13 protein-coding genes, 1 tRNA gene and 1 other RNA gene are annotated in these 12,790 nt (G+C 63.5%); 9 read left to right on the top strand and 6 right to left on the bottom strand.

Annotation, left to right across the window (positions count from 1 at the left end):
• The first annotated feature begins 88 nt into the window (after positions 1-88).
• The 5 genes from GRI68_RS04190 (at position 89) to GRI68_RS04210 (ending at position 4,761) form a co-directional block, all read left to right on the top strand.
• Positions 89-1,393: a 3-methyl-2-oxobutanoate dehydrogenase (2-methylpropanoyl-transferring) subunit alpha gene (locus GRI68_RS04190; protein ID WP_160616074.1), complete on the top strand. Its 1,305-nt coding sequence runs from the start codon at positions 89-91 to the stop codon at positions 1,391-1,393.
• A gap of 74 nt (positions 1,394-1,467) precedes the next feature.
• Entirely contained in the window at positions 1,468-2,469 is a 1,002-nt protein-coding gene (locus GRI68_RS04195) for an alpha-ketoacid dehydrogenase subunit beta (RefSeq protein ID WP_234028850.1), read from the top strand.
• Positions 2,470-2,536: 67 nt separating this feature from the next.
• Positions 2,537-3,820, top strand: a complete 1,284-nt coding sequence (locus GRI68_RS04200) for a dihydrolipoamide acetyltransferase family protein (RefSeq protein WP_160616076.1) — start codon at positions 2,537-2,539, stop codon at positions 3,818-3,820.
• A gap of 93 nt (positions 3,821-3,913) precedes the next feature.
• Positions 3,914-3,990: transfer RNA gene (locus GRI68_RS04205), tRNA-Asp, on the top strand.
• 93 nt (positions 3,991-4,083) lie between these two features.
• On the top strand, positions 4,084-4,761 hold the full coding sequence (locus tag GRI68_RS04210) for a glutathione S-transferase family protein (protein WP_160616077.1): 678 nt from the start codon (positions 4,084-4,086) through the stop codon (positions 4,759-4,761).
• Between the two features lie 3 nt (positions 4,762-4,764).
• Here the strand turns inward: GRI68_RS04210 and GRI68_RS04215 are convergent, their stop codons facing one another.
• The 5 genes from GRI68_RS04215 to GRI68_RS04230 all read right to left on the bottom strand — a co-directional run bounded on the left by GRI68_RS04215 (position 4,765) and on the right by GRI68_RS04230 (position 6,255).
• Positions 4,765-4,992: a DUF2842 domain-containing protein gene (locus GRI68_RS04215; RefSeq protein WP_160616078.1), complete on the bottom strand. Its 228-nt coding sequence runs from the start codon at positions 4,990-4,992 to the stop codon at positions 4,765-4,767.
• Entirely contained in the window at positions 4,992-5,561 is a 570-nt protein-coding gene (locus tag GRI68_RS04220) for a 5-formyltetrahydrofolate cyclo-ligase (protein WP_160616079.1), read from the bottom strand. Before GRI68_RS04220 ends, GRI68_RS04215 begins: the two co-directional genes overlap by 1 nt.
• Positions 5,562-5,587: 26 nt before the next feature.
• Positions 5,588-5,756: non-coding RNA, 6S RNA (ssrS, locus tag GRI68_RS14055), on the bottom strand.
• An 11-nt stretch (positions 5,757-5,767) separates the two neighbouring features.
• On the bottom strand, positions 5,768-6,067 hold the full coding sequence (locus GRI68_RS04225) for a cell division protein ZapA (RefSeq protein WP_160616080.1): 300 nt from the start codon (positions 6,065-6,067) through the stop codon (positions 5,768-5,770).
• On the bottom strand, positions 6,064-6,255 hold the full coding sequence (locus GRI68_RS04230; RefSeq protein ID WP_160616081.1) for a hypothetical protein: 192 nt from the start codon (positions 6,253-6,255) through the stop codon (positions 6,064-6,066). Before GRI68_RS04230 ends, GRI68_RS04225 begins: the two co-directional genes overlap by 4 nt.
• A gap of 162 nt (positions 6,256-6,417) precedes the next feature.
• On the opposite strand from GRI68_RS04230, the gene tkt reads away from it, so the two are divergent.
• The 4 genes from tkt to GRI68_RS04250 all read left to right on the top strand — a co-directional run bounded on the left by tkt (position 6,418) and on the right by GRI68_RS04250 (position 11,221).
• Positions 6,418-8,406 (top strand): transketolase, encoded by a 1,989-nt coding sequence (gene tkt / locus GRI68_RS04235; RefSeq protein WP_160616082.1) that lies wholly within the window; start codon positions 6,418-6,420, stop codon positions 8,404-8,406.
• Between the two features lie 15 nt (positions 8,407-8,421).
• The gene (gene gap / locus GRI68_RS04240; RefSeq protein ID WP_160616083.1) at positions 8,422-9,429 is read left to right on the top strand and encodes a type I glyceraldehyde-3-phosphate dehydrogenase; all 1,008 of its coding nucleotides are present in this window, start codon (positions 8,422-8,424) and stop codon (positions 9,427-9,429) included.
• A 137-nt stretch (positions 9,430-9,566) separates the two neighbouring features.
• Positions 9,567-10,766, top strand: coding sequence for a phosphoglycerate kinase (locus GRI68_RS04245; protein WP_160616084.1), 1,200 nt, complete (start codon positions 9,567-9,569; stop codon positions 10,764-10,766).
• Positions 10,763-11,221: a PaaI family thioesterase gene (locus tag GRI68_RS04250; protein ID WP_160616085.1), complete on the top strand. Its 459-nt coding sequence runs from the start codon at positions 10,763-10,765 to the stop codon at positions 11,219-11,221. Before GRI68_RS04245 ends, GRI68_RS04250 begins: the two co-directional genes overlap by 4 nt.
• A gap of 19 nt (positions 11,222-11,240) precedes the next feature.
• Here GRI68_RS04250 and GRI68_RS04255 read toward each other — a convergent pair whose 3' ends face one another.
• Positions 11,241-12,671 carry an amidohydrolase family protein gene (locus GRI68_RS04255; RefSeq protein WP_160616086.1) on the bottom strand — a complete coding sequence of 477 codons (1,431 nt, stop codon included), beginning with the start codon at positions 12,669-12,671 and terminating at the stop codon, positions 11,241-11,243.
• Between the last annotated feature and the right edge of the window lie 119 nt (positions 12,672-12,790).

A 12,790-nucleotide genomic window follows, 5' to 3' on the forward strand; every position in this document is an offset into this window, starting at 1 on the left:
ATAAACTTCCCTTCACAAAGCGGGCGCAATAAAATAACACGCGCCCAAAATCCGCGCCCATGCGTTGGCGCGGAAGGAGGAGAGTTCCATGGCCGGAAACGGCGATACCGATACGCGCGGCAATCTGCCCCCGCTGTCGCTCCATGTGCCCGAACCGAAATTCAGACCCGGCGACGAGGTCGATTTCTCGCATATCGGAGTGACCGAACCCGGAGCGCAGCCGCGCCCCGACGAGAATTGCGAAGCGGGGGAGACCCATCCGCTGTGCAACGACCTGATTCGCGTCCTGGGTGACGACAACAAGGCGCACGGCCCCTGGGATCCCAAGCTCGATCCCGAGACGCTGCGCCGCATGCTGCAGACGATGGCGCTCACCCGTGCCTTCGATGAGCGCATGTTCCGCGGGCAGCGCCAGGGCAAGACCAGCTTTTACATGAAGTGCACCGGTGAAGAGGCGACCAGCATCTCCACCGCGATGGCGCTGGCGGACGACGACATGATCTTCCCGTCCTATCGCCAGCAGGGCGCGCTGATTTCGCGCGGCTATCCGCTGATCGAGATGATCAACCAGATCTATTCGAACGAGGGCGACAAGCTCAAGGGCCGCCAGCTGCCGATCATGTATTCGGCGCGCGATTATTCGTTCTACACGATCAGCGGCAACCTCGCGACGCAGGTGCCGCAGGCCGTCGGCTTCGGCATGGCTTCGGCGATCAAGGGCGACACCAAGATCGCCGCGACCTGGGTCGGAGACGGTTCGACGGCCGAGGGCGATTTTCACGCCGCCTGCACGTTCGCCAGCGTCTATCGGGCGCCGGTCGTAATCAACGTGGTCAACAACCAGTGGGCGATTTCGAGCTTCTCCGGCTTTGCCGGTGCCGAGAACGCGACCTTCGCCGCGCGCGCGATAGGGTACGGCATTGCCGGCCTGCGCGTCGACGGCAACGATCCGCTGGCCTGCTATGCGGCCGAGCGCTGGGCTGCCAATCGCGCCCGCTCCAATGCGGGGCCGACGCTGATCGAGTTCTTCTCCTATCGCGCGGAAGGGCATTCGACCTCAGACGATCCCAGCGGCTATCGCAGCGCGCAGGAACGCGAGGAATGGCCGCTCGGCGATCCCGTCATGCGACTGAAGAACCACCTCATCGCGCTCGGCGAGTGGGACGAGGACGGGCAGGCCAAGATGGACCTCGAAGCGGCCGAACAGGTCAAGGCGGCGAACACCGAAGCGCAGAAGCTCGGCACGCTGGGCCATGGCATGCACCAGCCATTCGAAACCATGTTCGAAGACGTCTATGAGGACGTGCCCTGGCACCTGGCCGAACAGCGCGAGCAATCGCTGCGCGAGAAGGAAATCAAGTTCGGCAAGAAAGACCCGGGAGAGGCGCAATGACCACCGATACAAGCGCTCCCGAAGCGAAACAGAAGAAAGCCAAGCCCGGCGAGGATGGCGAACGCCGCCTCAACATGATCGAGGCAATCAACGACGCGCTCGACACCATGCTCGGGCGTGATGACGATGTCGTGATCTTCGGCGAGGATGCCGGCTATTTCGGCGGTGTGTTCCGCTGCACTGCGGGCCTGCAGGAGAAATACGGCACGAGCCGGGTGTTCGATGCGCCGATCAGCGAATGCGGGATCATGGCGGTCGCTGTGGGGATGGGGGCCTATGGCCTGCGTCCGGTCCCCGAAATCCAGTTCGCCGACTATATCTATCCCGGTTACGACCAGATCGTGTCAGAAGCGGCGCGGCTGCGCTATCGCTCTGCCGGTGAGTTCATCGCGCCGATGACGATCCGTTCGCCCTATGGCGGCGGGATTTTCGGTGGGCAGACCCACAGCCAGAGCCCCGAGGCGCTGTTCACCCACATCTCGGGCATGAAGACCGTCGTTCCGTCGACGCCCTACGATGCCAAGGGCCTGCTGATCGCGGCGATCGAGGACAACGACCCGGTCGTATTTTTCGAGCCCAAGCGCATCTATAACGGCCCGTTTGAAGGCTATTACGACAAGCCCGCGGCCGCATGGCGCTCGCATGACGCTTCGATCACGCCCGAAGGCTATTACCGGATCGAACTGGGCAAGGCGAACGTGGTGCGTGAAGGGCAGGCGCTGACCGTGCTGGCCTACGGAACCATGGTCCACGTCGCGAAAAAGGTGTGCGAAGAGAAGGGCGTCGATGCCGAAGTGATCGACCTGCGCACGCTCGTGCCGGTGGATATCGAGACGATCGAAGCTTCGGTCGAGAAGACCGGGCGCTGTCTGATCGTCCACGAGGCGAGCCGCACGTCCGGCTTCGGCGCAGAGCTTTCCGCGCTGGTGCAGGAGCGCTGCTTCTACCACCTCGAAGCGCCGATCGAGCGCGTGACGGGCTTCGACACGCCCTATCCGCACAGCCTCGAATGGGCGTATTTTCCCGGCCCCGTCCGCATCGGACAGGCCCTCGACCGCCTGATGGCGGATATTTGAACGTTTGATGTTCGCGCAGGCGGGTGGCCCGGCCCCCGCACCGGCGAACCGATGAAGGATCACCACGATGGGTAAGTACACCTTCAACCTCCCCGATATCGGCGAAGGCATTGCCGAGGCCGAGATCGTCGATTGGCACGTGAAAGTCGGCGATACGGTCGACGAGGACGATCGCCTGGCCGACATGATGACCGACAAGGCCACGGTCGAAATGGAAAGTCCGGTCGCGGGCAAGATCGTCGAAGTCGCGGGCGAGGCCGGCGACACGATCGCGATCGGATCGATGCTGGTCGTAATCGAGACCGAAGGCGACGTGGAAGTCGAGCAAGAGGAAGTCGCCCCGGCACCCGCGCCCAAGGCAGAGGAAGTCGAGGAGCGGATCGAGGTCGAAACCTCGGACGCGTCCGACGCCGACGATGCGATCGCCGCCGATCCCGATCCGGCTCCCAGGCCCGAACCCACGCCCGCACCCGAGCCTGCCGAACCGGCCAAGGTGCTCGCCTCCCCCGCCGTGCGCGCCCGCGCAAAGGATCTCGGCGTGGATCTGGGCCAGGTGAAGCCTGCCGAGGACGGCCGCATCCGCCATGGCGATCTCGACGCGTTCCTGTCGTACAATGGCGGATATTCCGCCGGTAAGGCGCGCGCCGACGAGGAAAAGAAGGTCATCGGGATGCGCCGCCGCATCGCCGAAAACATGTCCGCCTCGAAGCGCAATATTCCGCACTTCACCTATGTCGAGGAAGTCGACGTCACCGCGATGGAAGAGCTGCGCGCGCAGCTCAACGCCAACAAGGGCGACAAGCCCAAGCTGACCATGCTCCCGCTGCTGATCAGCGCGATCTGCCAGACGATCCCCGACTTCCCGATGATCAACGCGCGTTATGACGACGAGGCCGGCGTGGTAACGCGCCACGGTTCGATCCATTTGGGCATGGCGACGCAGACCGATGCGGGACTGATGGTCCCTGTCATCAGGGACGCGCAGTCGAAGAACCTGTGGCAGCTCGCCAACGAAATTTTACGGCTTGCCGAAGCGGCACGCGAAGGCAAGGCGAAGTCCGAAGAACTGTCGGGCTCGACGCTCACCGTTACCTCGCTCGGCCCGCTCGGCGGTGTGGCGACCACACCGGTGATCAATCGACCCGAGGTCGCCATTATCGGCCCCAATCGCATCATCGAACGACCGATGTTCGTGAAGGGGCCCGATGGCACCGAGCGAATCGAAAAGCGCAAGCTCATGAATATCTCGATCAGCTGCGATCACCGCGTCGTCGACGGGTGGGATGCGGCCAGCTTCATCCAGCAATTGAAGCGCCTGATCGAGGCTCCGGCCAACATTTTGGCCGCTTGAAGGAGGGGTAGCGGACAAAGTTTGAATTTTGTCCAATTCGCGCGTTGACAAGGGGCCGGACGGCCCGTAGTTGCGCGGCTCCCAAGTGGCTACGCGGGTGTAGCTCAGTTGGTTAGAGTGTCGGCCTGTCACGCCGAAGGTCGCGGGTTCAAGTCCCGTCACTCGCGCCACTTGGGTAATTTTCTCCACCATCGAATGTGCTTGATTCCCCCCTCGGGGGCCTGCGACAAAGCAGGCCGCTTTACCCGTTACGGAGCGCACCAATGCTGACCCTTCACCACCTCGAATATTCGCAGAGCTTCCGCATCCTCTGGCTGCTCGAGGAGCTGGGCGCCGACTACCTGCTCGAGCGCTACGACCGCGACCCGAAGTCGCGGCTTGCTCCGGACGACCTGAAACAATTGTCGCCGCTGGGCACCGCGCCGGTCGTCACCGACGACGCCGGCCTCGTCCTTGCCGAGAGCAACGCCGCGATCGACTATATCCTCGATTCGTACCCCGACAGCCCGCTGCGCCCCGGCGCCGGCGATCCGTCACGTGCGGACTATCTGTTCTGGTTCCATGCGGGAAATGGCAGCCTGATGCCGATGCAGTTCATGAACGGCATTCTCACCATGATGGAAGCGCGCTCTCCCGCGCTGATGCGCCCGATGATCAAGGCGGTCACATCGAAGGTGCGCGATGCATTGGTCCGTCCGCGGCTCAAACGCATCTTCGACCTGATGGAGGAAGACCTGGGCCGTCACATGTGGCTTGCCGGCGATACCATGACCGCCGCCGACATCACGCTCGTCTATTCGATCTTCTCGGCCGAAGATCGCGGCCATATCGATGCCAACCGGCCCAATATCGGCCGCTGGATCGCACAGGTGCGCAAGACGCCCTCGTTCCAGCGCGCGACCGAGAAGGACGGGCGCGAGACGATCGTGTTCAGTTTCTGAGAATCACTCGTCGGGCGGTGAGAAGCGCCCGGTTTCCATCCAGATCAGAAAGCGCCGCAGCGGCAGCAACCAGATCACCCCGAGGATGAGGTAGACGATGGTTTGTAACAGCGCGTTCCAGCCTGCGATCGCTGGCGCGATCCAAGTGGCGATCGCAATGCCATAGAGCGCCAGCGCGCCCAGCAGCGCGAGTATCCCGATCGGGATGCGCCAGGTCGGCTTGGTGCGCATCAGCTGCGCTCGTAGAGCTTGGTCGGAGTAATGATGTAATCCATATGCTGGTCATGCTCGTCGAGCGGCAGGCTGTCGACGATTTGCGGGTCCCACGCCATGCCGATCGCGATGGTGTCACGGTTTTCCGCCAGCCAGCGATCGTAGTGTCCGCCGCCGCGCCCGATCCGGTCGCCATTGGCGGTGAATCCCAGGCCGGGAACGAAGATGACCGCGGGGATCATTTCCTTGGCATCGGATGTCGGCTGCACACCGCCATAGGGATCCTTTTCGAGCTCCTCGTCGTCGAACGGGTTTTTCCATTCGCGGAAGGTGATGCCGTCGCGCGCATGCGCAGCCCAGGGCAGGGCGAGGGTGTGGCCGCGCTCGTGGAAGAACTCGGCATAGCGGATCGTCGGCGCCTCGCTGGTGCGTGAACGGTAAAATCCGATTGCGGCGCCTTCGGGCAACTTCTTCACCAACACTTCGGGCGGGCGTAGGAAGCGCAGCGCCGCCGTGCCTTCGTCGTGGCTTTCGAATTCGGCCCGGCGGATTTGGCGCAAGCGGTTGCGCAATGCGTTCTTGTTCAAGATTGCCCCCTCGAATGTATGGTAGCGGCGGAACCACCATGGGTCGTTGCCAGGGAAATCCTCTGACGCCAAAACGTCAGGTGGGCGCCGTATACCCCGACCCCACAGCCGAACTGGTGGACCAGGGCAGGGACAGCTCCCTAGGATTGCTTATAGCCTCAGGGATATTCAACGGCTCGTGCCGGGCAGTCCCGCCTGACACCTATCTAGGTGTTCGAGTCCGCCTGCTCAAGCTGCGATGCGAGACTTTCGAGCCGATCGGCGATCTGATCGAGCGATGCACCTGCGTCTGCCCCGGCAGAAGCGGCCTGTTTGCCATCCTTGACCTGGTCGGCGAGCAGCAGCGAAGCAAACAGCAGCATTTCCGCCGGAGCCCGACCGGTGACATTCGCGTCGCGCACTACGTCGTCGATCAGCGTACCGAGCTTGCGGATCTGGTCTTCCTGCCCGTCGCGGCATCCGACGCGGAAATCGCGGCCGCCGATCGAGAGCGTGACGTTGCTCACGCCTCGTTCTCCCTGGCGGCATCGTCGATCAGCGCGTCGAGATCGCCTAGCGCGGCTTCGACTTCCTCGCGCAGCCGCTCGTGCCGCGTAGCGGCCAGGTCGCGTTCGGCGAGGCGTTTGGGCAAAGCGCGTTCGATCCGCGCAAGCGCGGCATCGATCCTGGAAAGCGCATCTGTGGAGCTGTCCATGATCTCCGGCTAACCCGTTTCGCGGACAAAGCAAGGGGTTGGAACGGTTTGATAAGGGCTTATCCCAAGAAAGGCGCTTTCGGACAGCTTGACGCGCCCGAGCGCTGTTGCGAGGGGGTTCGGCGCAAACCGACTCGCCAGCCTGTCCGGAGCCGACCCCATATGAGCCTCGATTCTTCCCGCCTCGCGCCGATGGCCAATGCCATTCGCGCGCTTTCGATGGATGCTGTGCAGGCGGCGAATTCGGGGCACCCCGGCATGCCGATGGGCATGGCAGACGTCGCCACGGTATTGTGGTCCAAGTTCCTGAAATTCGATGCCAGCGCGCCCGATTGGGCCGATCGCGACCGCTTCGTGCTGTCGGCCGGCCATGGCTCGATGCTGATCTATAGCCTGCTGCACCTTTCCGGCTACGCCCATCCGACGCTGCAGGAGATCAAGGATTTCCGCCAGTTGGGTAGCCCGTGTGCCGGACACCCCGAGAACTTCCTGCTCGACGGTGTCGAATGCACCACCGGCCCGCTGGGTCAGGGCCTTGCGATGGCCGTCGGCATGGCGATGGCCGAACGCCATCTCAACGCCGTGTTCGGCAGCGACCTGGTCGATCACCGCACCTGGGTGATCGCCGGCGACGGCTGCCTGATGGAAGGCATCAACCACGAGGCGATCGGTCTCGCCGGGCACCACCAGCTCGGCCACCTCAACGTGTTGTGGGATTCGAACGCGATCACGATCGACGGCTCGACCGATCTCTCCACCAGCGAAGACATACCGGCCCGCTATCGCGCCACCGGTTGGCACGTCGTCGAATGCGATGGCCACGATTTCGCCGAGATCGAACAGGCGCTGGCCGCGGCGCGCGACGAAACCTCGAAGCCTTCGCTGGTCGTCTGCAAGACGGTGATCGGGAAGGGTGCGCCCAACAAGCAGGGCACCAGCGCCACCCATGGCGCGCCACTGGGCGAAGACGAAATTGCCGCCGCGCGCACCGAACTGGGCTGGGACCACCCGGCGTTCGAGATCCCGCAGGACGTTCTCGACGATTGGCGCAGCACCGGAGAAGCCGGGAAGCAAACCCACGGCGAATGGAAAGAGCGGCTTTCGGGTCATGCCAAGGCCGACGAGTTCCAGCGTCGGATGGCGGGCGATCTTCCGGACCTGTCGTCGATCCGCAGCGAATTCGCCGAGTGGCTCTCGGGCGACCAGAAGGTGGCGACCCGCAAGGCCTCGGAAATGGCGCTCGCCGTCATCAACCCGGTGGTGCCCGAAACGATCGGCGGCAGCGCGGACTTGACCGGATCGAACAACACCAAGGCCGGCGAGATCGGCCCGTTCACCGCAGACGACTACGCCGGTCGCTACCTCTATTGGGGGATCCGCGAATTCGGCATGGCCGCGGCGATGAACGGCATGGCGCTGCATGGCGGGGTGAACCCCTATGGCGGCACGTTCCTGATTTTCAGCGACTATTGCCGCAATGCGATCCGGCTTTCGGCGCTCCAGCAGCAGCGCGTCATCTATGTCATGACGCATGACAGCATCGGTCTGGGCGAAGACGGGCCGACCCACCAGCCGATCGAACAGGTGATGAGTCTGCGCCTGATCCCGAATCTCAACGTGTTCCGCCCGGCAGACATTATCGAAACCGCCGAATGCTGGCAGCTCGCGCTCGAAGACAAGGACACGCCGTCGGTGCTGTGCCTGTCGCGCCAGGGCCTGCCGCAGCTTCGTCATGAGGGCGAGATGCTGTCGGAGAAGGGCGCCTACCGTCTCAAATCCGCCGAGGCGGCGCGCAAGGTGATCCTGATCGCGACCGGCTCCGAAGTGCACCTGGCGATCAACGTCGCCAAGGCGCTCGAGGAGGAGGGCGTCGGCGCCGACGTCGTGTCGATGCCGTCGATGGAACTGTTCGAAGCGCAGGATGACGCTTACAAGGCTGATCTTCTGCCCGATGTGAGCCCGAGCGAGGTCCTGCGCGTCTCGATCGAGGCGGGCGCCACGCTGGGCTGGGAACGCTATACCATGGCCAATGGCTTGCAGATCGGGCTTGATCGTTTCGGCGCTTCCGCACCGGCACCGGACCTGTTCGAAAAATTCGGTTTCACCGTGGACGCTATCGTCCCGCAGATCATGAACAAACTCAACGACTAAGCAGGAGTTCTTCACATGGCGACCAAAGTTGCAATCAACGGTTTCGGACGCATCGGTCGCCTGGTGGCGCGCGCGATCCTCGAACGTGACGATCACGATCTCGAGCTGGTCTCGATCAACGATCTCGCCGACACCAAGTCGAACGCCCTGCTGTTCCAGTATGACAGCACCCACGGCCGCTTCCCCGGCACGGTCGAGGTCGGCGATGATGCGATCATCGTGAACGGCAAATCGATCGCGGTGACAAACGAGCGCGATCCCGGCAACTTGCCGCATGGCAAACAGGGCATCGACATCGTCCTCGAATGCACCGGCTTCTTCCAGAGCCATGAAGCCGCCGAACCGCACCTGAAAGCGGGCGCCAAGCGCGTGCTGATCTCCGCTCCGGCCAAGAACGTGTCGGCCACCGTCGTCTACGGCGTGAATCACGACACGCTGACCAAGGACGATGTGATCGTCTCGAACGCCAGCTGCACCACCAATTGCCTGGCTCCGGTGGCCAAGGTGCTCAACGAAACCGTTGGCATCGAGCGTGGCTTCATGACCACGATCCACTCCTACACCAACGATCAGCGCATGCTCGACCAGATGCATGGCGATATGCGACGGGCCCGCGGCGGGGCGCAGAACATGATCCCGACCACCACCGGCGCGGCGCGCGCGGTCGGCCTCGTGCTCCCCGAGCTCGCGGGCAAGCTCGACGGCTCGTCGGTTCGCGTACCGACACCGAATGTCAGCCTGATCGACCTCGTCTTCACCCCCGGCCGCGATACCAGCGCCGAGGAACTGAACGACGCGCTCAAAGCGGCCGCCGACGGCGCGCTGAAGGGTGTGCTCGATTATACCGACCAGCCGCTGGTGAGCTCGGACTTCAACCACTATCCGGCCAGCTCGACCGTCGACAGCCTCGAAACCGCCGTTCTCGAAGGCAAGCTCGCCCGCGTCGTCAGCTGGTACGACAATGAATGGGGTTTCTCGAACCGCATGATCGACACCGCCGGCGTGATGGCGGGACTGATCTGATTTCCTCCCCTCCCGCTCGCGGGAGGGGCAGCGAGACTTGGGCCACGCAGTGGGCCTAGTCGCAGCGGGGTGGGCTCGGCCCGCTCCATGCCCACCCCCAACCCCTCCCTTGGATGGAAGGGGAGCAGGAGCGATCTATGCCGCAATTCAAAACCCTCGATGACCTCGGCGATATCGCCGGCAAGGTCGCGCTCGTGCGCGTCGATTTGAACCTGCCGATGAAGGATGGCCGGGCGACCGATCTCACCCGCGTGAAAGCGGTCGCGCCGACCATCCTCGAACTCGCCGACAAGGGCGCAAAGGTTCTGCTGTTGGCGCATTATGGTCGCCCCAAGGGACAGCGGCATTCGACCATGTCGACCAGTTTCGTGCAGGACGACGTCGAGGATGTTTTGGGCAAGGAGGTAATGTTCATCTCCGAAGTCTCTGGTCCGGTGGTCGAACAGTCGATCGGTATTCTGGGCAATGGCGATATCGGCCTGCTCGACAATGTACGCTTCTGGCCGGGTGAAGAGGCGAACGATCGCGACTTTGCCGCCGGCATGGCCGAACATGCCGATCTCTACATCAACGATGCTTTCTCTGCCGCGCACCGTGCGCATGCCTCGACCGAAGGCGTGGCGCATCTGCTTCCGGCCTATGCCGGCCGCGCGATGGAAGCCGAATTGAAAGCGCTCGATGCCGCGCTCGGCAACCCCGAAGCGCCGGTGGCGGCGGTGGTCGGCGGGGCCAAGGTCTCGACCAAGCTCGCCGTGCTCGAACACCTCGTCCACAAGGTCCAGCACCTGATCATCGGCGGCGGCATGGCCAACACTTTTCTCGCCGCGCGCGGGGTCGATGTCGGCAAGTCGCTGTGCGAGCATGACCTGACCGATACCGCCAATGCGATCATGGATGCGGCGGACCAGGCAGGTTGCACCGTGCACCTGCCCTATGACGTCGTGGTGGCAAAGGAATTCGCTGCAAACCCGCCGAGCAAGCGCGTCTGCAACGTGCACGAAGTCGCTGCGGACGAGATGATCCTCGATATCGGACCGCAGGCGGTCGAGGCGCTGGGCGATGTGCTCAAGACCTGCCGCACGCTGGTGTGGAATGGCCCGCTCGGCGCGTTCGAGACCGAGCCCTTCGACGAGGCTACGGTTGCGCTGGCGAAGACCGCCGCCGCGCTCACGCAGGACGGTTCGCTGACGTCGGTCGCGGGTGGCGGTGACACGGTTGCCGCACTCGCCCATGCGGGCGTTGCCGATGATTTCACGTATATTTCAACCGCTGGCGGCGCTTTCCTCGAATGGATGGAAGGTAAGGAGCTGCCCGGCGTGGCGGCTCTGAGCGAATGAGCGAAGACGAAGCCGTCGGCGCTCCCGGTGGTCCGGTGCTTGTGACCGAAGGTGAATTCGCAGGATGGAGCACGTGGAAAAGCGACGCCTTCGAACAGCGAGCCGGACCCTTCTACCAGCGCCGTGACGATAAAGGCGATCATGTCTCCGCCTTCCGCGCCGAAGACCGCCACATGAACGGGGCGGGCTTCATGCACGGCGGCTTGCTGATGACTTTTGCAGACAGCGCCTTGTTTACGATCGCGACCGACGCGCTGGGCGAATCGCATGGCGTGACCATGCATCTGGCGGGCGATTTCCTCGACCCGGCAAGCCCTGGCCAATTGATCGAAGCGCGTGGCAAGGTCGTGCGCGCAGGGGGCAAGACCATCTACGTCGCCGGCATGGTGACGGCAGACGACAAGCCAGTGCTCAGTTTTAACGGCATCATCCGCAGGCTGAGCGGGGGCGGCTGAGCGCAGGCTCTGGGCGAAACTACCGTATGCCGACCTGGCCGCTCGCCGCGCGAGCGAGAGCAGTTGGATCGTATCCGAGCCCGTTGCTGAACACGATGTGCGGGCGATTGATCGCGCTGGCATCCTTCGCGAGATTACCTTCCAGCAAGACGATGTCCGCTTCGTAGCCTACGGCGATGCGGCCTATCCTGTGCCCTGCGCCCAGCGTTTCGGCGCCGTTCGCGGTCATGATGCGGATCACCTCGGGCATCGTGAAACCTGCTTCGTAAAGCAACTCCGCCGCGCGCTGGTTGCCGTACCCGGGCACGATGTGGCGGCCCGGATCCGGCCCGGTGACCAGCGTACCGCCACGCTGCGCGAAAAGCCGTTCGAATGCGACGATCTTGGTGTAGCGTTCGGTTCGCTTGCGTTCTTCGTCCGTAATGCTCCGTCCCGCCTCGCGCGCAGCTTCGGCCCGCGCTCGCTGCTCCGGGCTCAAAGCATCGAGGATGCGCGCATCGATATGGAATCGCGCCGGATAGCCGCTTTCGATGATCGGCAGGGTCGATCCGACCACCACATCGTTGCGGACCAGCGTGTCAACCAGCGCGATCAGGCGCCGATCGTCCATCTCCAGCGCGTCGATCGCGGCGCGGTTCGAAAGGCATTCCCCTTCCGAACGGCCCTGGACGAAATCGGCCATGGCGTTCAGGCCATGCTCCACCCGGTCGATCCCCATTTCAGCCGCTTCGCCGTAAGAGATACTGCACAAGTGTCCGGTCGTTCGCAGGCCTAGCCGATGCGCTTCGTCGATGATGGCGGACGCGATCGACGGTTCGGTATGGCGGTACAGCTTGAACCAGCTGACGCCCTTTGCGGCCCATTCGCGAACGAAGGCACGGGCTTCTTTCTCGCTCGTCGACTTGTTCATAGGGCCATTTCCGCCCGGCCCGGTAACGTAGGGCGCGCTGGGGAAGATCTCGGGCCCAAGCGCCCCGTCTTCATCGATGGCACGCGCCAGGCCCAGTTCGCGTTCCGCCTGTGCGGCGCCTGCCGTCTGCACGGTGGTAACGCCTCCGGCCAGCCAGAGCCGTGTGGAAGAAAAGGCGGTAAAAGGCGTGCCGGGCCGATGCAGATGGTCATGCATGCCGACGATACCCGGGATGACCGTCGCCCCGCGTCCATCGATCCGGCGATGCCCGTCGATCGGCGCATCGGCGGTTTCGCCGACCCACACGATCTTCCCGTTTTCCATCAGAATCGTTTGATCGTCCCTCGACGCGCTGCCGGAACCGTCGATCAAGCTTGCGCCGACGATGGCGATTTTCGCTTCGTCCACGGTCACGAACGGACGCTGCTCTTCGCTGACGGTCAGGCGCGCAATCTGCGCATCGGCAGCGGTCGTACAGGCGGGCAGGGAGGTGACGCTCGCGCCGGCAAGGGCAAGATATGCTCCAGGTCTGAAAAACATCACGGGCGCTTAGACAGCGCCGTCTGGGCGAGCAAGAATGCGAGCGGGAGAGTGCGATAAAATGCACCTGCCTTGCGAGTACTGGTTTGGCTGGCTAAGCGCCCGGACACAGTTTTCCG

It is taken from the genome of Alteriqipengyuania halimionae, assembly GCF_009827575.1.
Classification (GTDB): Bacteria; Pseudomonadota; Alphaproteobacteria; order Sphingomonadales; family Sphingomonadaceae; genus Alteriqipengyuania_A; species Alteriqipengyuania_A halimionae.